Below are 18,083 nucleotides of genomic sequence, written 5' to 3' on the forward strand. Positions count from 1 at the left end.
ACCCCGCGCGGGCCGGCGCCTCAGCCGCGCGCCGGAAACAGCAGGCTGGAATCGCCGTAGGAATAGAAGCGATAGCCCCCCGCGATGGCGTGCGCGTAGGCCGCCCGCATGGTCTCCAGGCCCGAGAAGGCCGAGACCAGCATGAACAGGGTCGAGCGCGGCAGGTGGAAGTTGGTCATCAGGGCGTCCACCGCGCGGATGCGCGTGCCCGGGGTGATGAAGATCTCGGTCTGGCCGGCGAAGGGGTGGAGGCGCCCGTCCGCGTCGGCCGCGCTCTCGAGGAGGCGCAGGGCCGTGGTGCCCACAGCGACGATGCGCCCGCCCCGCGCCCGCACGCCGTTGAGGGCCTCGGCGGTGTCGGCGTCGAGGCGACCGATCTCGGCATGCATGCGATGGTCGGCAGTGTCGTCGGCCTTCACCGGCAGGAAGGTGCCGGCGCCCACGTGCAGGGTCACGGTGTGGCGGGCGATGCCGGCGGCATCGAGTTCGGCCAGCATCGCCTCGGAGAAGTGCAGGCCGGCGGTGGGGGCCGCCACCGCGCCGGGCTCGCGGGCATAGACGGTCTGGTAGTCGGTGGCGTCCTGCGCGTCGGTGGGGCGCTTGCCGGCGATGTAGGGCGGCAGCGGCAGGTCCCCGATGGCGGCGATGGTCTCGTCCAGGGCCGGTCCGGCGAGATCGAAGCGCAGGGTGATCTCGCCGCCCTCCCCCTTCGCCGCGATGGTGGCGTCGAGGCCGCCGAGGGCGCAGGGCGCGCTGTCACCGTGGCGGCCGAAGCTGACCCGGTCGCCGGCGGCGAGGCGCTTGCCCGGCCGGGCGAAGGCGCGCCAGGTGTCCGCCGCCTCGCGCAGGTGGAGCATCGCCTCCATCCGCAGGCCCGGCGAGCCCGGGCGATGGCGGACGCCGGCGAGCCGCGCCGGGATCACCCGGGTGTCGTTGAAAACCAGGGCGTCGCCCCGGCGCAGGAGCTGCGCGAGGTCGCGCACCCGCCGATCCTCCAGGCCGTCGTCGGGCCGGACCACGAGGAGGCGCCCGGCATCGCGGGGCACAGGCGGCCTGAGGGCGATGCTGTCTTCGGGCAGCTCGAAATCGAAGAGATCGACGCGCATGCCGCGCCACCTGCCCGGTTTGCCCGCGCGGATCAATGGTCCGGCGCGCGTGCCCGGAACCCGGGACGGTCCTGCCGGTTCGCTGAGGGGCCGGGCCACCGCCCGGCGCGCTCGGATTTTCGTACTTCCGGTTGCGATAATCCGACCCCCTCACGGTGAGATCGAGTCAGGAGTTCGAGGCATGAGCGACGGGACCCCCCGGCCGGTGCGGCCGGGCCGCGTGACCCTGGACGGGCAGCTGGTGACGTACTGGGAGCGGGAGGCGCAGCGCCTCGAGACGCTGGCCGATGCCGCGCGCTGGAACTGGAGCGCCCGCAGCTTCCGGCGCAAGGCCGAGCGTGCCCGGGCCGAAGGCGCGCGCTTCGCCGCCCGCGAGCGGGCGCGCAAGCCCGTGGCGCCGGACACGCCGGACACCTCCGAGTCGGCATAGCCCCGGCTCAATCGTTCAGCGGCGGGTTCAACCTTTGCCGTGGCCTTGGCGCCGGGACGGGCGCTATGGCCGCGCGACCGGGCGTCGCTGCTGCGCCCGGGCCGAGACCGGACGTCGCCATGGACCGTACCCAGAAAGCTGCCCTCCTGAGCGCCGGCCTCGGCGCCCTGGTGATGGGCCTCAAGTTCGCCGCCTACTGGGTCACCGGCAGCCTCGCGTTGTACTCGGATGCCCTGGAGAGCATCATCAACGTGGTGGCGGCGGTGTTCGCCCTCGTCGCCCTGCGGGTCGCCGCCCGTCCGGCCGACGACGACCACCCCTACGGCCACCACAAGGCCGAGTACTTCTCCGCCGTGATCGAGGGCGCGCTCATCGTCGTGGCGGCGATCCTGATCCTGCGGGAATCCTTCCACGGGCTTCTCGACCCGAAGCCCCTCGACGCGCCGCTGACCGGCCTTCTCGTCAACCTCGTGGCCACCGCGATCAACGGCGCCTGGGCCGTGATCCTGCTGCGCCGCGGCCGGGAATGGCGCTCCCCCGCCCTGGTGGCGGATGCCCGGCACGTCATGGCCGACGTCGTCACCTCGGGCGGCGTGCTCGTCGGCGTCGCCCTGGTGGCGGTCACGGGCTACGCGATCCTCGATCCGCTCATCGCCGGGCTCGTCGCCCTCAACATCCTGTGGTCGGGCTGGGGCATGATCCGCGATTCGGTCAGCGGCCTCATGGACAAGGCGGCCCCCGGCGAGATGGTCGCGCAGATCCGCGCGCTCATCTCCCTCCACAGCACCGGCGCCCTGGAGGCGCACGACGTCCGCACCCGCCACGCGGGACAGGCCACCTTCATCGACTTCCACCTCGTGGTGCCGGGCACGATGACGGTGCAGGATTCTCACGCAATCTGCGACCGGCTGGAGGCCGCCATCGAGAACGCCATCGAGGGCTCCGTGGTGGTCATTCACGTCGAGCCGGGCGAGCACGCCAAGGGACGCGGCGTGCCGGTGATCTAGGGTCTGTCTCGTGGATTTGTTTTCTCGGAAGAACCGGTTTCCCCTCATCCCGGGCAAACTCTAGCCTACGGACACCGTCTCGCCGAAGATCGCCTCGAAGGCGGCGCGCAGTTGCATGTCGACCTCGGGCATCGAGACGAGGTGGCCGAGATCGACGAGGCTGGTGACGCCGTGGCCGGCGATGCCGCAGGGGACGATGCCGGAGAAGTGCGACAGATCTGGCTCCACGTTGAGGCTGATGCCGTGGAAGCTGACCCAGCGCCGGACCCGGATGCCGATGGCGGCGATCTTGTCCTCGACCGCCGCCCCGCGCTCCGGTCGGCGGACCCAGACCCCGACCCGGTCCTCCCGTCGCTCGCCGCGCACGTTGAAGGCCTCCAGGGTCGCGATGATCCAGGCCTCCAGGGCGGCCACGTAGGCCCGCAGATCCCGGCGGCGCCGGTTGAGGTCGAGCATCACGTAGGCCACCCGCTGGCCGGGCCCGTGATAGGTGTACTGCCCGCCCCGGCCCGTCCGGTGCACGGGGAAGCGCCCGGGGGCGACGAGGTCGGCGTCCTGCGCCGAGGTGCCGGCCGTGTAGAGCGGCGGGTGCTCCAGCAGCCAGACCAGTTCCGGCGCCTGCCCCGCCGCGATGCCCTCGGCGCGCGCCTCCATGGCGGCCACGGCCTCCCCGTAGGGCACGAGCGCGTCGCTGATCCGCCAGTCCACCGGCGCCGTGCCGGCCACGGCCCGGAAGTCCCTCGGCGGGAGCGCCAGCCGGGTGGCGTTTAGGGTTTCGTTTACCAAGACTTCACCATCGCGCGTGGAAGGTGGACGGAGGGGCGGACGCCGCATCGCGCGCCGCCCCGGAGCGGGGGACGGGGCGCGTGGCGGTTCTGGAAGACCTGAAGGTCGATCTTAAGGTGGTGCTCGGCCGCAGTCACATGCCGCTGCACATGCTGCTGCGCATGGGCCGGGGCGCCGTGATCGAACTCGAATCCACCGAGTCCGATATGGTCGAGATCCTCGCCAACGACCACCCGATCGCGCGGGGCCAGATCGTCGTGACGGGCAACCGCATCTCCGTGGAAATCACCGAGTTGATCCGCAAGGCCGAGGTGGTGCGCCTGGCCGGGGTGACCATCGGCGAGGGCGCGGTCCCGGTCCTCGAAGGCGGTGTCGATTTTCTCTGATCCCGCCCTCGCGGCGCTTGTCGGACGGAAATCCCTCTGTTATTGGCTGCGCCGCGCCCCGAGAGATCGGCCGCCGCAGCCGAGTGAGACAGGATCTCCGGGCCCGGTGACCGACGCGAACGGTGTGTTGACGATGCGGCCATGGCGGAATTGGTAGACGCGCTAGCTTGAGGTGCTAGTCCTGCAAGGGGTGGAGGTTCGAGTCCTCTTGGCCGCACCAACTCAACAGAGTTGGTGTCCCCTCCCGAACTGACGAGGTCGCTACCAGGCCTCCCCTTCTCCCTCCGACAATTCGTTCGATCAGGCGCCCTGCACAGGCGCGCCTCTTCCATCGCACGTCCGCTCCCACACCGAGACCGGCTCGCGGAGGGGCGCATAGGCGGCGCGGTAGCTGCGTGGGCCGATGACGGGCAGCAGCCGGTTTCGCGCCCAGTCCGGCAGCGCGGCGGTGCGCGACAGGCGATCGGTCATGGCCTGGACATGGGCCACGCGGGGGCGACGCCGCGCCTCGTAGGCGAGGCCGACCGTGTTCCAATCCGCTTCGCGCGCCAGGAGGTCCGCGAGTACCAGGGCATCCTCCAGGGCGAGGGCGGCGCCCTGTGCCCAGACCGGCGCGGTGGCATGGGCGGCATCGCCGGCCAGGAGAACCCGGCCTTGGGTCCAGCGCGCGATCCGCACCTCCTCGAGCGGGGAATGATGGATCGCGTCGGGATGGACCAGCACTCGATCCAGGGTGTCCTGCACCAGGCGCGGGAAGGGGGCGAACACCCGGCGGACTTTCGCCAGATCCCGTTCGCCCGCCCCGGTCCGGCGAATCGAAACCCAGCCATAGACCGTACCGGTGTCGACCGGGATGAGCAGGAACAGGCCCCCCGCCCCCGCCCAGAGGGTCCACGCATCGATGCCGGGGTTTGGGGCCATGAAGCGCCAGCTGGCCTGTCCGAGCACGGCCGCGCGGGTCGCCTGTTCGCCGAACATGGAACGCCGGACCGTCGAGTGGACCCCATCCGCGCCGACGAGCAGGCCGCCCTGCTCCACCCCTCCTTCGCCAAGATCGACGCTCACGCCCGAGGCGGTCGCCCGGACCGCGCGGATCGTGCCGCCACGCCGGATCGCCTCCGGCGGGAGGTCCTGACCCAGGAGGCGCTGAAGGTCGGAGCGGCGCAGGCAGCGCGGGCAGGCCGCCTCCCCCCAGAACGCCGCCTCGTCTACGGCGAACAGGAGCTGGCCGCGATGGGTGCGATATTCGCGCCGCCGGACGGGCGACCCGACGCGCTCCAGGGCGTCGCCCAGCCCGAGTTGCCCGAGGGCCTGCACCGCGTTGCCCGGGAGGTTGATGGCGAGCCCGCCATCCTCCGGCGCCGTGCGCCGCTCCAGGGCGAGGACGGGCACCCCGCGCCGGTGCAGGGCCCGCGCCGCCGCCAGTCCCGCGATGCCGCCGCCGGCGACGAGGACGCGCCCGCGCGCATCATCGATCATGAAGCCTCTCCGTTCGCGTCCCGACCGGCGCTGCGCACTCTGCACGCGCGCCACTGTGGCAAGGATACGCGCGCGCGGGAACCGCCTGCTGCGCCGGACCTTCCCGGTATGGGTTCGCCCTGTGCGGCGGGTTCCCGCGCAGGTCTGCCCTGTGCCAGACCGCCTTGTCCGGGTCGGGCATGTGCGAGACCGATACGCGCGGCCCGGCGCTTGCAAGCGAATCGCAGCAAGTCGAACGCGGGTGTCGGCGACGACGCTCCTTGCTGGCGGTTCTCGCCGCCGGCCCGCGGCGATGACGGAAAATGGGTGCCATCGCGACCGAAACTACGTAGGTTTGACGGAGACGCTCGCCGAGCGCAGAGGGAAGCGGAATGCGGTTGATCGAGGACGTGGATGCGAGAGGGCGGCGACGGCTCCTGCGCGGTGCCTACATCTGGTATCGCTTCACCATCCTCGCCGTTCGCGAGATCCTGACGCGCCGCGACACCGAGCACCACCGGGGCGGGGCCCCGTCCTACCCAGGACCGCATGCGGGATCCCACCCGCGCCGGCTGTCCTGGTCGAGCGGCCCCAAGGCCTGAGAGCCGGCCGACCCGATCCTCGGTGGGGTCGAGCAGCAATTGGATGCTCTCGCCCCCCGCGTCGGCTCAGCTCTCCAGGCGCTCGTCGCCCAGGAACTCGATCCCGAATCCCGAGAGTCCGACATAGGCGCGCGACGAGGTCGCGAGGTTGCGGATCGACGAGACGCCGAGATCGCGCAGGATCTGGGCGCCGAGCCCGACTTCGCGCCACTGCGCCACGCGCTGCGCCTCCGAACCCTCCTCGACGAAGGGCTTCAGGGGCACGCCGGCCGTGCCGTCGCGGAGGTAGACGAGGATGCCGCGGCCTTCCTCGGCGAAGCGGCGCATCACCGCCTCGATCTGGCGCCCGCCCTCGATGACGTCGGCCACCACGTTCGACCGGTGCAGGCGCACCAGCACGTCCTCGCCGTCGCCGATGCGGCCGTGGACGAAGGCGAATTGCTGCACGGTCTCGAACGGCGTCGTGTAGGCGTAGCCCGTCATCTCGCCGAACTCGGTCTTCACCGGGAAGGTGCCGACCCGCTCCACCAGGGTCTCGCGGGCCTGCCGGTAGGCGATCAGGTCGGCCACCGAGACGCGCTTGAGGTTGTGCAGCTCGGCGAAGGCCGTAATCTGCGGACCCTTCATCACCGTGCCGTCGTCGTTGGCGAGTTCGCAGATCACGCCCACCGGGGGTAGGTTCGCGAGCTTGCACAGGTCCACCGCCGCCTCGGTGTGGCCGGAGCGCATGAGCACGCCGCCATCCTTGGCGATCAGCGGGAAGACATGGCCGGGACGGACGAAATCGTCCTCGCCCATGTTGCCGTTGGCCAGCGCCCGCACCGTGTTGCAGCGCTGCTCGGCCGAGATCCCGGTGGTCAGCCCGTGCTTGGTGTCCACCGTCACCGTGAAGGCGGTACCGAGCGGCGCGTCGTTCGAGGCCACCATCGGGTCGAGGCGCAGGCGCCGGGCCTCGGCCCGGGTCAGGGGCGCGCAGACGATGCCGCAGGTGTTGCGGATGATGAAGGCCATCTTCTCCGGCGTGCAGAGCGCGGCGGCGACGACGAGGTCGCCCTCGTTCTCGCGGTCGTCGTCGTCGGTGACGACGACGATCTCGCCGCGAGCATAGGCCTCGATGGCCTCGGTGACGTGGGTGTGGGGCACGGGCTGTCTCTTGGCGTTTCGCGGATCGGACGACGGCGGGCGCGGGCAGGATCAGTCCCGCGCGCCGACCTGCCCCCGATGACGCAGATAGTGATCGGCGAGGACGCACGCCATCATGGCCTCGGCCACCGGCACGGCGCGAATGCCGACGCAGGGGTCGTGGCGCCCCTTGGTGACGAGGTCGACGTCGCGGTTGTCCCGGGAGACGCTCATGCGCGGCGTCAGGATCGAGGAGGTCGGCTTCACGGCGAAGCGGCAGACGATGGGCTGGCCGGTGGAGATGCCGCCCAGAACCCCGCCCGCATGGTTGGCGAGGAAGGTCGGGGCGCCGGCATTGCCCGAGCGCATTTCGTCGGCGTTCTCCTCGCCCCGCAGGGACGCGGCGGCGAAGCCGTCGCCGATCTCGACGCCCTTCACGGCGTTGATCGACATCATGGCGGCGGCGAGATCCGCGTCGAGCTTGCCGTAGATCGGCGCGCCGAGACCGGGGGGCACGCCCTCGGCCACCACCTCGATCACCGCGCCGACGGACGAGCCGTCCTTGCGGATGCCGTCGAGGTAATCGGCATAGAAAGTCGCGGTCTCGGGGTCCGGACAGAAGAACGGGTTGGCGTTCACCGCCTCCCAGTCCCAGCGCGACCGGTCGACGGCGTGGGGGCCCATCTGCACGAGGGCGGCCCGGATGGTGACGCCGGCGGGCAGGACCTTGCGGGCGACGGCGCCCGCCGCGACCCGCGCGGCGGTCTCGCGCGCCGAGGAGCGCCCGCCGCCGCGATAGTCGCGGATGCCATACTTGGCCTCGTAGGCGTAGTCGGCATGGCCGGGCCGGTAGCTGTCCCGGATCTCGGAGTAATCCTTCGAGCGCTGATCGGTGTTCTCGATCTCCAGGGCGATCGGCGTGCCGGTGGTGAGCTGGACGCCGCCGGTGCGGTCGTCGGCGAAGACGCCCGATAGGATGCGGACCTGGTCGGGCTCGCGCCGCTGGGTGGTGAAGCGCGACTGGCCGGGCTTGCGCCGGTCGAGTTCCGCCTGGATGTCCTCCGCCGACAGGGCGAGCCCGGGCGGACAGCCGTCGACCACGCAGCCGAGGGCGACCCCGTGGCTCTCGCCGAAGGTGGTGACGCGAAACAGGTGTCCGAACGTATTGTGCGACATGGCGCTCCCGCTCTAGCGCGGGTTTGGCCCGAGGGCCAGCGCGGGGCCATGCGCCGGTCCGGGGGCGACCCTGCGCCAGGACACGCGCTGCGCCTCAGGCATCCGGCCGCGCGAGCACGCCGCCGGTGGTCGGCTCGCGCACGCCGGTGGTGGACGGGAAGGTGATCGGCAGGCCCTTGAGCGAGCGCACCGCGAGATGCGCGAAGGCCTGTGCCTCGAGATAGGCCGAGGACCAGCCGATGGCGTCCGCCGTCGTGATCTCGGCGCGCAGGTGGTAGTTCAGCAGGCGCACGAGCTCGCCGTTGCGGGCGCCGCCGCCGGCCACGATCCAGCGGGCCGGGATCTCGGGGGCGTGGTCGAGGGCGCGGGCCACCGCGCGGGCGGTGAAGGCCGTGAGGGTCGCGGCGCCGTCCTCCGTCGAGAGCTGGCCCGCGAGCTTGTGCGAGAACCAGTTGCGGTCGAGGGATTTCGGCGGCCGCCGGGCGAAGAACGGGTGGATCAGCAGCCAGGCCAGCAGCGGCTCGTCGGGGCGTCCGCGGGCGGCGGTGCGGCCGCCGTCGTCGAGGGGGCGGCCGGTGCGCTCCCGCATCCAGTCGTCGATCAGCGCGTTGCCGGGCCCCGTGTCGAACGCGATGACGTCGCCGTTCGCCGACAGGATGGTGGCGTTGGCGACCCCGCCGATGTTCAGGATGCCGAGGGCCCCCTCGAAGCCGGAGGCGCGGGCGAGGGCCTGGTGGAACACCGGGACCAGGGGGGCGCCCTGCCCGCCCGCCACCACGTCGGCGTGGCGCAGGTCCGACACCACGGCGATGCCCAGCCGCCGGCTCAGGGCCGCGCCGTCGCCGATCTGCACGCTCATGCGCTGGTCCGGCCGGTGCACCACGGTCTGGCCATGGAAGCCGATCACGTCGATGTCGGCCGGGGTGAGATGGTTGTCCGCCAGGAAGCTCTCCACCGCCTCGGCATGGGCGGCGGTGACGAAGGCCTCGGCCTCCGCCAGGCAGCCCGGCCGGTCCTCGCGGGCGGTGACCCCTTCCGAATCGATCAGCGCCTGGCGCAGCAGGGCCCGGTCCTCGTCCGAGTAGCCGCGATAGCCCGTCGGCCCGAGGGGCTCGAGGTAGCCGTTGTGGCTCTGGACCACCCGCACGGTCTCGCCGTCGGTCTCGATCAGGGCGACGTCGACGCCGTCGAGGGACGTGCCGCTCATCAACCCGATCGCGCGCATCATCGTCATGGTGCCCTCCCCGGGCCTTGATGCCCGTGCCTTCCGTCCGCAGCCCTGCTAAGAGCCGCCCCACATCCCGTGCGGTGCTATCACGCGGCCTTCAACGCTGTCCCGTGCCGCGATTCTCGAAACCGGAACCTCGCATGTCCTCCGACGCCCCCCAGGCTGCCGCCGCAAACGCGCCCTTCCAGCCGCAATCCGATTTTCTGAAGGTCCTGACCGAGCGCGGCTACATCCACCAGGGGTCGGACCTCGCCGGCATCGATGCGGCCGCCCGCGAGGGCCGGCTGACGGCCTATGTCGGGTACGACTGCACTGCCGCCTCCCTGCATGTGGGCCACCTCCTCTCGATCATGATGCTGCACTGGCTCCAGGCCACCGGCGGCACGCCCATCACCCTGATGGGCGGCGGCACGACGCGGGTGGGCGACCCCTCGGGCCGGGACGAATCGCGAAAGATCCTCACCCTCGCGCAGATCGAGGAGAACAAGGCCGGTATCCAGAAGACCTTTTCGCGGTTTCTCACGTTCGGTGACGGCGGCCAGGCTGCGACGATGGTCGACAATGCCGAGTGGCTGACCAAGCTGAACTACATTGAGATGCTGCGAGACATCGGGCGCCACTTCTCGGTCAACCGCATGATGTCGATGGACAGCGTGCGCATGCGCCTGGAGCGCGACCAGGAACTCTCGTTCCTGGAGTTCAACTACATGATCCTGCAGTCCTACGACTTCGTCGAGCTCAACCGTCGCTACGGCTGCGTGCTGCAGATGGGCGGCTCGGACCAGTGGGGCAACATCGTCAACGGTATCGATCTCGGTCGCCGCATGGGCACGCCGCAGCTCTACGGGCTCACCTGCCCGCTGCTGACCACCGCCTCGGGCGCCAAGATGGGCAAGACCGCCGCCGGGGCGGTCTGGCTCGATGCCGGGATGCTCAGCCCCTACGATTACTGGCAGTTCTGGCGCAACACCGAGGACGCTGATGTCGGCCGCTTCCTCAAGCTGTTCACCCTCCTGCCCATGGACGAGATCGCGCGCCTGGAAGCCTTGCCCGGCGCGGGCATCAACGAGGCCAAGAAGGTGCTGGCGACGGAGGCGACGGCCCTGATGCACGGCCGCGAGGCGGCGGACGCCGCCGCCGAGACGGCCCGCAAGACCTTCGTCGAGGGCACGGTGGCGCAGGACCTCCCGAGCATCACCGTCTCGCCCGAGCTCCTGGACGCCGGCCTCGGCGTCCTCTCGGCCTTCGGCCCGGACTACGCCAAGCTCCTGCCCTCCACCAGTGAGGGCCGCCGCCAGATCAAGAGCGGGGGCCTGCGCGTCAACGACGTGCCGGTGACGGACGAGCGGGCCGTCCTGCGCACGGCGGACCTCACCGCGGACGGCGTCATCAAGCTCTCGTTCGGTCGCAAGAAGCACGTGCTCGTCCGCGTCGCCTGAGAGGTGATCCGCCGTATCGACCCGAGACCGTGCCCCGATCCCGGACACCCCGGAGGTCCCCTGCCTTGGTCAGGACCGGGGGACGTGGCATGACGGGCCGATGCGCATTCCTTCGCTGCCAGACCATAGCGTGGCCGTCTCGGCCTGCCGGAGCGAGAAAGGTCGCTTTCGCTGGTCGGTCTGCACGACCGGCTATCACCCATACCGGTCCCCGAGTTCCTACCCGTCCGCGGCCCTCGCGCTCGTGGCGGGGATCTCGCACGCGCACGTCCTGGCCGAACAGCATCCGATCCGCGCTCGGATCAACGACGGGAGCTGGCTCTAGGCGCGCGTTCGCGCCCGGCAGCGTCCTGGCGGCGGGATCCGACCCAATCTACAATAAGTGTAGGTGATCGATCGATCGAGGCGCATACTGCCCGCTGGGTAGGAATCTCTATGACAATCAAAGAACTCGTGCGTCGGCGTCGATCTTCGGCAGGACAGGCGGCCGTCGTCGGTGTGACGCGTGCTTTGGAGATGGCGTTTCCCATCATCGAGAACGACGCGGGGCTCAATCGTATCGGTCGGGCCCTGGCCGCCCTCGTCGCGTTGGACGCCGTCGCCGAGCGCGTGGTCGCCGTCGAGGCGGCCTGAGTGAGGGAAGTCTGATCGCGACGGACGTCGCCGGGGCGGACGCGATTGGCCACCGGGGCGGTGCGACGGCCGCTCGCCAGGCGTCTTCGCGCAACTTCAACAGATCACAGCCAAAACGCAGGCGATCCCCCGGACCGCATGCGTCCGTGCCCTGCGATCGGTCCGTCGGCGTTATTCGCACCGAAGGTCGGCCCCAGAGCGCGCCTGTCGCTGAGCGCAGGGCCGAGGCGTGGCAGGGATTCGGATCTCAAACCGGTATCAGTGTCTGAGCGAGGTGGCGCCGATGCAGGTTCCGATGATGAAGATGAGCGCCGCGGCACAGAAGTGCAGCGCGGGAGACGGTGTCCGGGAGAGCGTTGGCTCGGAATTTCCGGCCTGAACCCGGACCATCGTTGCGCCGATCGCCAGAGCGACCAGGGCGACCGCCATGTCGAGGGCCACTTCGAGGAATTCCTTCATCCAAGGTGCCCTAATCCCATTGCTGGCTGTCGAGGTTGCAAGCGCCGTTCGTCAGCTTGGCAATGGCCGACATGGCCTCATCGAGGCTCGGGTGCCGGAGCTTGATGGTCTGCAGGATCGTGCCCGGCTCCGGTTCGATGCTGACGGTATCCCCCGTCGCGCTTCTTCGGATCGTTCCCAGATCGCGACCCAGCCGATCCTTCAGGGACCAGACATCGACGTCCGATTTCGTTGGCGTGAGGACGACATCCATCGGCGGTCCCTTAAAATCAATGACCTGAGAGTAACGTCAGCCCTATCGGCGGTCGCTGACGCGCGAGATCCTACGTGAAAGATGCGCTCGGGGTCGGTCTCTGGCAATCATAGAAAGCAAACTTATTTCTATTTTAACGCGTAGGAGCTTTCAGAAACTCGTGTATGTTCGCCTAAATCTTGAAAAGGGCGAAACATGTTCCGAATTATTCTCCGTCACGAGACGTCGGCGCTTGGCTCGAAGGCTTGGACCGACGACCTGGACTCGGCGAAGTCTCATGTGAAGGCCCTGATCGACAAGCCGGGTACGGGCGTTCGACCCACATCCGCCGAGATCCGCGATGGCATCTCGCAGGCGATCGTCTACCGGTATCCCCCTCTCCCGTAGGGTCCGGTCGACCGCCGTGACGCTGGGGTACCGAGCCCGCGCACCGCGATCCCCCGTCCATCACGAAACATCCCGAAGCGGGGTGCCAGGCGACGCCGGGGGATGGTTCGCCGCGAGATCTCCCCTGCGTCCAGGGCGGGGGGCGATGAAGTCCACGAAGGCGCGCAACGGCGCCGGCAGGTAGCGGCGCCCGGGATAGTACAGGAACGGCCCGGAGAACCGCTGCCACCAGGGCTCCAGCACGGGCTCCAGGGCGCCGCTGTCGAAATGCGGCTGGAGCCAATCCTCGAACAGGTTCAGCAGTCCGACGCCGGCGATCGCCGCGTCGATGGCGAGTTCGGTCGCCGCCCCGACGCGCACGACCAGCGGCCCCGTCGGCTCGACCCGGACGATCTCGCCGGCGCGCTCGAATTCCCAGGCCGGCATGGCGCCGCTGGCGAAGCGGCCGCCGATGCAGGCATGGTCGAGGAGGTCGCGCGGGTGCTCCGGCCGGCCGTGCCGGTCGAGATAGGCCGGCGCCGCCGCCGTGGCGAAGCGCTGCTCCCGCGGGCCGATCGGGACCGCCACCATGTCCTGCTCCAGGCGCTCGTCGTAGCGGATGCCGGCATCGCAGCCGGCGGCCAGCACGTCGACGAAGCTGTCGTCGGCGATCACCTCCAGGCGGATGTCGGGATAGGCCGCCAGGAAGGGCGGGACGATCCGGGGCAGCACCAGCCGGGCCGCGCTCACCGGCACGTTGAGCTTCAGCGTGCCGGCCGGCCGATCGCGAAAGCCGTTGACCACGTCCACCGCCGCCGCGACCTCGCCGAGGGCCGGTTTCAGGCGCTCCAGAAGACGCAGGCCGGCGTCCGTCGGGACGACGCTGCGGGTGGTCCGGTTCAGGAGCCGGACCCCGAGGCGCGTCTCCAGGCGCCGCACCGCCTCGCTCAGTCCGGAGGCGCTGAGCCCGCTCGTGCGGGCACCGTCGCGAAAGCCGCCGGCTTCCGCCACGGCCACGAAGGCCGCGAGTTCCCCGAGATCGCTGCGCATCGTTCGTTTCCCCGCACGGCCCGTGCGCATTGTGCCGGATTATCGCGCGGGGCGGCAGGGGCTAGGTGGAGCTCAGCGCAGAGGAGTTTTCCATGAACGATCGCGACAGGGCGAAGGATCTCGACGGAGCCGGCACCTACCAGCTCGGCGACCGGACGGTGAAGCGGATGGGCTACGGTGCCATGCAGCTGGCCGGACCGCAGGTGTTCGGCCCCCCGAAGGACCGGGCTCGTGCTGTGGCCGTGCTGCGGGAGGCGGTGGCCTCCGGTGTGGATCACATCGACACGAGCGATTTCTACGGCCCCCACGTCACGAACCAGATCATCCGCGAAGCGCTGCATCCCTACCCGGACGATCTCGTCCTCGTCACCAAGGTCGGAGCGCGGCGGGGACCGGACGCCTCCTGGAACCCGGCCGCCTCGGCCGAGGACCTGACGCGCGCCGTCCACGACAACCTGAGAAACCTCGGCGTCGAGGCGCTGGATGTGGTGAACCTGCGGATCATGTTCGACGCGCACGGTCCCGCCGAGGGCTCCATCGCGGAGCCCCTGGGCGTCCTGGTCGACCTGCAGCGCCAGGGACTCGTGCGCCGGATCGGACTCAGCAACGTGACGCCGCGCCAGGTGGCCGAGGGGCGCGCGATCACGCCCATCGTCTGCGTGCAGAACGCCTACAACCTCGCGCAGCGGGCGGACGACGCGCTGGTCGACGACCTTTCCGCCGCCGGCATCGCCTACGTGCCCTTCTTTCCGCTGGGCGGCTTCAGCCCGCTCCAGTCGACGACGCTGTCGGCCGTCGCCGCGCGCCTCGGCGCGACCCCGATGCAGGTCGCCCTCGCCTGGCTCCTCGCCCGGGCGCCCAACATCCTGCTGATCCCCGGCACGTCGTCGCCGGAGCACCTGCGCGAGAACATGGCGGCCGCCGGTCTGTCCCTGCCGGCGAACGCGCTGGCGGAGCTCGACGGGATCGCGGGCGCGGGCTGACCATGGGGATCCCGGAGCGGGGTCGCGCGCAGGACGGCGAGCCCCTCAGCGCTCGGTCTCGCTCATCGGCGCGCCCGCAGCGAGGCCGTCATTGCCGCCGCCCGCGCTGAACAGCTTGCGCAGGATGCCGGGGGCGAGGGCCGAGAGCGGGTTCACGCTCACGTCCGGCTTGGCGAGGCGGCCGGACACCCGGAAGTTCAGGGCGAACAGGCCCTCGTTCCGGCCGCCACCGAGGAGCTGGCCGAGGATCGGCAGCTGGGAGACGACGTTGTTCAGGCCGTAGAGCGGCACGAAGGTGCCGTTGATGTCGGTGCGCTCCTTGGCGGTGTCGAGGAAGCCCGTCATGGTGAAGCCCATGGCGGGGTTCGAGATCGCCGCGTCGCTGATGTCGATCCGGCTGCCCGTGCGGGTGAAGATCGCCCGCAGGCGGTCGAACTCCACGTCGTTGCCGGCATTCTGCACGACGTATTTCCGGCCGCGGGAATCCACGACCTCGCTGGTGGCCGGCCCCTGCGCCATGATGCTGGACAGGGCCGGCTCGTTGCGCAGGATGAAGTTGCGGATCTGGACGGAGCCCGGCTGCGGCCCGTCGTTCAGGGCGCTCGTCATGATCAGCTTGCCGCCGTACATCCGCTTGTAGATGTCGGCGAAGCGCAGGGTCGAGCCGGCATCCAGCGTCTCGATGGTGACGCTCGAGGCGCCGCGATCGGTGTGGGTCACCTGCGCCGAGAAGGGCGCGCTGCTGAACTTGCCCTGGACGCGCCCGCTTCGCAGGTCGCGGCCGCGCAAGGAGAGCTTGGCGCTGGCATTGGTCAGGGATTCCCCGTTGAAGCCGCTGACGATGCCGAGGCTGAGATCGGCCTCGACATCCTTCGGGTTCGCATCCCGGGCCCCCTTGACGTCGGGCCCGCCGAGCCCGCGCAGGAACGGGCGCGCATCGGCCACGGCGCCCCGGACGGCGACCCGATAGGCATTGCCGCCGGTGCGGTCGACCTGGACGCGCATGTCGTCCCCGGGCGAGAGCTTCAGCGCCGTCAGATCCGCGCGCTCCAACCCCCCGTCGCCGTTGAGGCTGGCGCTGCCGCGCGCCATCAGCGGTCCCGCGTCGACGACGAGATCGCGCAGGTCCTGGTTGCCGTTCGCCCCCTCGCTCACGGTGAAGCTCGCGCGTCCGGCCTTGCCGACGGCCTTCGTCACGCCCGGCAGGAGTCCGTCGCTCCCCATCCGGGTGAGGTCGGCCTCCACGCGGATCGGGGGCTTGCCCGGTCCGGTCCGGCCGATCGGCAGGGTCAGGCGGACCGGGATGGTGCCGGTGATCTGGGGCGCCACCGGCAGGCCCTTGCGGGCCCGCAGGGCGTCGTCGATGGCCAGGCCGATATTCACCTCGCCGGGCGCGCCGGCCTTGGGCTGGCGCAGGTCCACCGTGATCGGCGTACCCATGACGCGGCCGTCGCCCTTGAGCGAGAAGGCGCCCCGCTCGCAGAGGACAGTGAAGCGTCCGCCCTCGAGCCGCTCCTTCCCGAACACCTTGTCGACCGCGATGTCCGACAGGGTCCCGGTGATGCTCACCGGCAGGTCCGGCAGGTCGGGGATGTGCTTCAGGTTGAGGGGGAAGTCGATGCGCAGGTCCGCGGCGCCCTTCACCGTCCCGGGATCGAGATCGAGGCCCGTGAGGGTCTTGAACATGTTGGTCTGCAGCAGCGAGACCAGGGCGTCGGCGCCGCCGCTGAGGCGCAGCCCGATCTGCGCCGTCACCGTGTCGGGGGTGATCTTGGGGATCACGAAGGATCCATCCGAGATCGACAGGGTCCGGTTGTCCGCCATGCGGACATCGGCGGTGACGTTGCGGATCTTGGTCGTCTGTCCGGTGATCGTGCCGGTCACCCGCCCCCGCGTGAGCGGCGGCGAGTCAGGCACCACGATCAGGGTGGCGTCGGAGACCGCGAAATCGATATGGACCGCGTTGTCGGGCATCGGCTCGCCGCGGGTGGCGGCGGCGAGTTCCGAGCCGCTCATGTCCACGGTGATGTCGACCGCGTTGACCTTTCCGCCGCGCAGGTTGTCCACGAGGTAGTTGCGGGCGGGCGGCGCCACGTGCTCGGGCCAGAGGCGCAGCGCCATGCGCCCGTCGGTGTCGCCGGCGACGATGTGCAGGGTCAGCCCGTCATCGTCGGCCGAGGTCCCGATGGTCCCGGTGATCCGGCCGTTGGCGGCACCGGCCCGGACCGAGAAGTCGTCGATGACGATCCCGCCGGCCTTGCCGGTGAGATGGGCCGAGACCGTGTCGAGGCCGACGGGTTTGTCGGCCGCATTGGCCCCGCGTAGTACCGCGTCCTTGCCCGCCAGTTCCAGGGTCCAGGCGGAATCCGCGCCCGCGGGCGCCGCGGTCCAGGCGCCGGTGAGGTGCACCGCGTTGCCGGCCCCGCGATAATCGAGGGCGTCGAGCTTCATCGCCCGGCCGGCCTCGTCCCAGCTCACCGCGGCCGCGAGGCTGTCGATGGTGACCGGGTTGAAGTCCTTCTCCTCGATCAGGACGTTGCCGCCGCCGGTGCGGATCTCGGCTGTCATCGTCTCGATGCGCCCGGCATCGATCGCCACGTCGGCCTTGGCCGAGAGCTTGAGGTCGGTGTCCACCGGCAGCTTCGACTGGCCGGACAGGAGGAGGAGGTCGCTGATCGGCAGGTCGTCGAGGGTGATGATGCCGGTGCGCTTGGTGCCCCCGGCCTCGTGCAGGTCGCCGCCGAAGCGCCATTCCCCGTGCGGCCCGTCGATGCGCAGTTCGAAGACCCGGGCGTCGCGCACGGCATCGCGGCGGAACAGGCCGTTGACGTGCTCGAACACGGCGCGCTGGCGGGCATCGTCGTCGATGAGCGTGAGGCGTCCGTTGGTGATCCGCGCCCGGTCGAGGGCGCCGATCACGCCGGCGGAATCGAGCACCACCCCGAAGATCGAGGCGACGCTGGCGGAGATCGGCGAGACGTGGCCGGCCGCGGCATCGACGCTCGGCAGCGTGTGGGGCACCACCGCGCTGCCCGGGCTGCTGTCGGAGGCCGCGAAGGCGATGCTGCCGTTGCGGTGGACCAGGGCCGTCATCTGCAGGTCCCGGAACTCGATGGCCCGCGGCTGTACCGCGAGGCGCAGGAGGCTCCAGGTGTCGAGGCTGACCACGGCCAGGGGCGCCCGGACCACGAGGGCGCCCTCGGGATTGTGGATGTCGAGGCCGGCGACGCGCAGGGCCAGGGACTGCTCCGCGTCGAGCTCCAGGGCGCTGTCGCTGAGAGCGACGCGCCAGCCGGGACCGATGCTGCCGGCAATGGCCGAGGCCACGCGCTCCGACATGCCGTCGATGCGCAGGGGACCCATCGACAGGCGGCCGATGACTCCGCCGACGGCGACCGTCAGGCCGACCACCAGGGCGGCCGCAATCCAAAGCAGCGGCCGCCGCCGTGCGGCGGGCCGCGCGGGCCGCGAACCTTTGGCCGTTTCCTGGTCCATCAATCCTTGTGCCGCTGGATCGGAACGTCCCCTCGGGCTATCGAGCGGCAGTCCTACGGGTTTCTGCTTGCGCGGGTCTTTGGCGTTCGTCGGTCCTGGTGCGC

At 70.6% G+C, this 18,083-nt stretch carries 16 protein-coding genes and 1 tRNA gene; 7 read left to right on the forward strand and 10 right to left on the reverse strand.

Annotated features, from left to right (window positions below):
- Positions 1-20: 20 nt before the first annotated feature.
- On the reverse strand, positions 21-1,106 hold the full coding sequence (gene queA, locus AC6EUL_RS02730) for a tRNA preQ1(34) S-adenosylmethionine ribosyltransferase-isomerase QueA (protein ID WP_499868729.1): 1,086 nt from the start codon (positions 1,104-1,106) through the stop codon (positions 21-23).
- 181 nt (positions 1,107-1,287) lie between these two features.
- Here queA and AC6EUL_RS02735 point away from each other — a divergent pair, with 181 nt between their 5' ends.
- Positions 1,288-1,536 carry a hypothetical protein gene (locus tag AC6EUL_RS02735; protein WP_499868730.1) on the forward strand — a complete coding sequence of 83 codons (249 nt, stop codon included), beginning with the start codon at positions 1,288-1,290 and terminating at the stop codon, positions 1,534-1,536.
- A 119-nt stretch (positions 1,537-1,655) separates the two neighbouring features.
- Positions 1,656-2,543, forward strand: coding sequence for a cation diffusion facilitator family transporter (locus AC6EUL_RS02740; RefSeq protein ID WP_056211096.1), 888 nt, complete (start codon positions 1,656-1,658; stop codon positions 2,541-2,543).
- A 60-nt stretch (positions 2,544-2,603) separates the two neighbouring features.
- On the opposite strand, the gene lipB is transcribed toward AC6EUL_RS02740, so the two are convergent.
- The gene (lipB, locus tag AC6EUL_RS02745) at positions 2,604-3,329 is read right to left on the reverse strand and encodes a lipoyl(octanoyl) transferase LipB (RefSeq protein WP_499868731.1); all 726 of its coding nucleotides are present in this window, start codon (positions 3,327-3,329) and stop codon (positions 2,604-2,606) included.
- Positions 3,330-3,409: 80 nt separating this feature from the next.
- On the opposite strand from lipB, the gene AC6EUL_RS02750 reads away from it, so the two are divergent.
- The gene (locus AC6EUL_RS02750) at positions 3,410-3,715 is read left to right on the forward strand and encodes a FliM/FliN family flagellar motor switch protein (RefSeq protein WP_056211093.1); all 306 of its coding nucleotides are present in this window, start codon (positions 3,410-3,412) and stop codon (positions 3,713-3,715) included.
- 135 nt (positions 3,716-3,850) lie between these two features.
- Positions 3,851-3,935: transfer RNA gene (locus AC6EUL_RS02755), tRNA-Leu, on the forward strand.
- Between the two features lie 80 nt (positions 3,936-4,015).
- Here AC6EUL_RS02755 and AC6EUL_RS02760 read toward each other — a convergent pair.
- Complete coding sequence (locus AC6EUL_RS02760) at positions 4,016-5,194, reverse strand: FAD-dependent monooxygenase (protein ID WP_499868732.1); 1,179 nt, start codon at positions 5,192-5,194, stop codon at positions 4,016-4,018.
- Between the two features lie 371 nt (positions 5,195-5,565).
- Between AC6EUL_RS02760 and AC6EUL_RS02765 the strand changes: the two genes are divergently transcribed.
- A complete protein-coding gene (locus AC6EUL_RS02765) occupies positions 5,566-5,775 on the forward strand; it encodes a hypothetical protein (RefSeq protein ID WP_499868734.1) in 210 nt (69 codons plus the stop codon).
- A gap of 66 nt (positions 5,776-5,841) precedes the next feature.
- Here the strand turns inward: AC6EUL_RS02765 and ribB are convergent, their stop codons facing one another.
- The 3 genes from ribB to AC6EUL_RS02780 form a co-directional block, all read right to left on the reverse strand.
- A complete protein-coding gene (gene ribB, locus AC6EUL_RS02770) occupies positions 5,842-6,918 on the reverse strand; it encodes a 3,4-dihydroxy-2-butanone-4-phosphate synthase (RefSeq protein ID WP_056211087.1) in 1,077 nt (358 codons plus the stop codon).
- Between the two features lie 51 nt (positions 6,919-6,969).
- Positions 6,970-8,073, reverse strand: a complete 1,104-nt coding sequence (gene aroC, locus AC6EUL_RS02775; protein ID WP_056211085.1) for a chorismate synthase — start codon at positions 8,071-8,073, stop codon at positions 6,970-6,972.
- Between the two features lie 94 nt (positions 8,074-8,167).
- Positions 8,168-9,307: an anhydro-N-acetylmuramic acid kinase gene (locus tag AC6EUL_RS02780; RefSeq protein ID WP_200917640.1), complete on the reverse strand. Its 1,140-nt coding sequence runs from the start codon at positions 9,305-9,307 to the stop codon at positions 8,168-8,170.
- A gap of 134 nt (positions 9,308-9,441) precedes the next feature.
- On the opposite strand from AC6EUL_RS02780, the gene tyrS reads away from it, so the two are divergent.
- Positions 9,442-10,740 (forward strand): tyrosine--tRNA ligase, encoded by a 1,299-nt coding sequence (tyrS, locus tag AC6EUL_RS02785; RefSeq protein WP_056272724.1) that lies wholly within the window; start codon positions 9,442-9,444, stop codon positions 10,738-10,740.
- Between the two features lie 891 nt (positions 10,741-11,631).
- Here tyrS and AC6EUL_RS02790 read toward each other — a convergent pair.
- The 3 genes from AC6EUL_RS02790 to AC6EUL_RS02800 all read right to left on the reverse strand — a co-directional run bounded on the left by AC6EUL_RS02790 (position 11,632) and on the right by AC6EUL_RS02800 (position 13,501).
- Entirely contained in the window at positions 11,632-11,832 is a 201-nt protein-coding gene (locus tag AC6EUL_RS02790) for a hypothetical protein (RefSeq protein ID WP_499868736.1), read from the reverse strand.
- A gap of 10 nt (positions 11,833-11,842) precedes the next feature.
- Entirely contained in the window at positions 11,843-12,085 is a 243-nt protein-coding gene (locus AC6EUL_RS02795; protein WP_499868738.1) for a hypothetical protein, read from the reverse strand.
- A 447-nt stretch (positions 12,086-12,532) separates the two neighbouring features.
- The gene (locus tag AC6EUL_RS02800; RefSeq protein ID WP_499868739.1) at positions 12,533-13,501 is read right to left on the reverse strand and encodes a LysR family transcriptional regulator; all 969 of its coding nucleotides are present in this window, start codon (positions 13,499-13,501) and stop codon (positions 12,533-12,535) included.
- A gap of 92 nt (positions 13,502-13,593) precedes the next feature.
- Between AC6EUL_RS02800 and AC6EUL_RS02805 the strand changes: the two genes are divergently transcribed.
- A complete protein-coding gene (locus AC6EUL_RS02805; RefSeq protein ID WP_499868740.1) occupies positions 13,594-14,484 on the forward strand; it encodes an aldo/keto reductase family oxidoreductase in 891 nt (296 codons plus the stop codon).
- Positions 14,485-14,529: 45 nt separating this feature from the next.
- Here the strand turns inward: AC6EUL_RS02805 and AC6EUL_RS02810 are convergent, their stop codons facing one another.
- On the reverse strand, positions 14,530-17,979 hold the full coding sequence (locus AC6EUL_RS02810; RefSeq protein ID WP_056272734.1) for a YhdP family protein: 3,450 nt from the start codon (positions 17,977-17,979) through the stop codon (positions 14,530-14,532).
- Positions 17,980-18,083: the final 104 nt, after the last annotated feature.

The sequence above is a fragment of the Methylobacterium sp. 001424705 genome, assembly GCF_059816145.1.

Excerpts from the sequence above, each read along its gene's own strand:
- tyrS (WP_056272724.1), top strand. The coding sequence starts at position 9,442 with ATGTCCTCCGACGCCCCCCAGGCTGCCGCCGCAAACGCGCCCTTCCAG.
- AC6EUL_RS02760 (WP_499868732.1), bottom strand. The coding sequence starts at position 5,194 with ATGATCGATGATGCGCGCGGGCGCGTCCTCGTCGCCGGCGGCGGCATC.
- AC6EUL_RS02800 (WP_499868739.1), bottom strand. The coding sequence starts at position 13,501 with ATGCGCAGCGATCTCGGGGAACTCGCGGCCTTCGTGGCCGTGGCGGAA.
- AC6EUL_RS02740 (WP_056211096.1), top strand. The coding sequence starts at position 1,656 with ATGGACCGTACCCAGAAAGCTGCCCTCCTGAGCGCCGGCCTCGGCGCC.
- AC6EUL_RS02795 (WP_499868738.1), bottom strand. The coding sequence starts at position 12,085 with ATGGATGTCGTCCTCACGCCAACGAAATCGGACGTCGATGTCTGGTCC.
- aroC (WP_056211085.1), bottom strand. The coding sequence starts at position 8,073 with ATGTCGCACAATACGTTCGGACACCTGTTTCGCGTCACCACCTTCGGC.
- AC6EUL_RS02790 (WP_499868736.1), bottom strand. The coding sequence starts at position 11,832 with ATGAAGGAATTCCTCGAAGTGGCCCTCGACATGGCGGTCGCCCTGGTC.
- queA (WP_499868729.1), bottom strand. The coding sequence starts at position 1,106 with ATGCGCGTCGATCTCTTCGATTTCGAGCTGCCCGAAGACAGCATCGCC.
- AC6EUL_RS02735 (WP_499868730.1), top strand. The coding sequence starts at position 1,288 with ATGAGCGACGGGACCCCCCGGCCGGTGCGGCCGGGCCGCGTGACCCTG.
- AC6EUL_RS02805 (WP_499868740.1), top strand. The coding sequence starts at position 13,594 with ATGAACGATCGCGACAGGGCGAAGGATCTCGACGGAGCCGGCACCTAC.
- AC6EUL_RS02765 (WP_499868734.1), top strand. The coding sequence starts at position 5,566 with ATGCGGTTGATCGAGGACGTGGATGCGAGAGGGCGGCGACGGCTCCTG.
- AC6EUL_RS02780 (WP_200917640.1), bottom strand. The coding sequence starts at position 9,307 with ATGACGATGATGCGCGCGATCGGGTTGATGAGCGGCACGTCCCTCGAC.
- AC6EUL_RS02810 (WP_056272734.1), bottom strand. The coding sequence starts at position 17,979 with ATGGACCAGGAAACGGCCAAAGGTTCGCGGCCCGCGCGGCCCGCCGCA.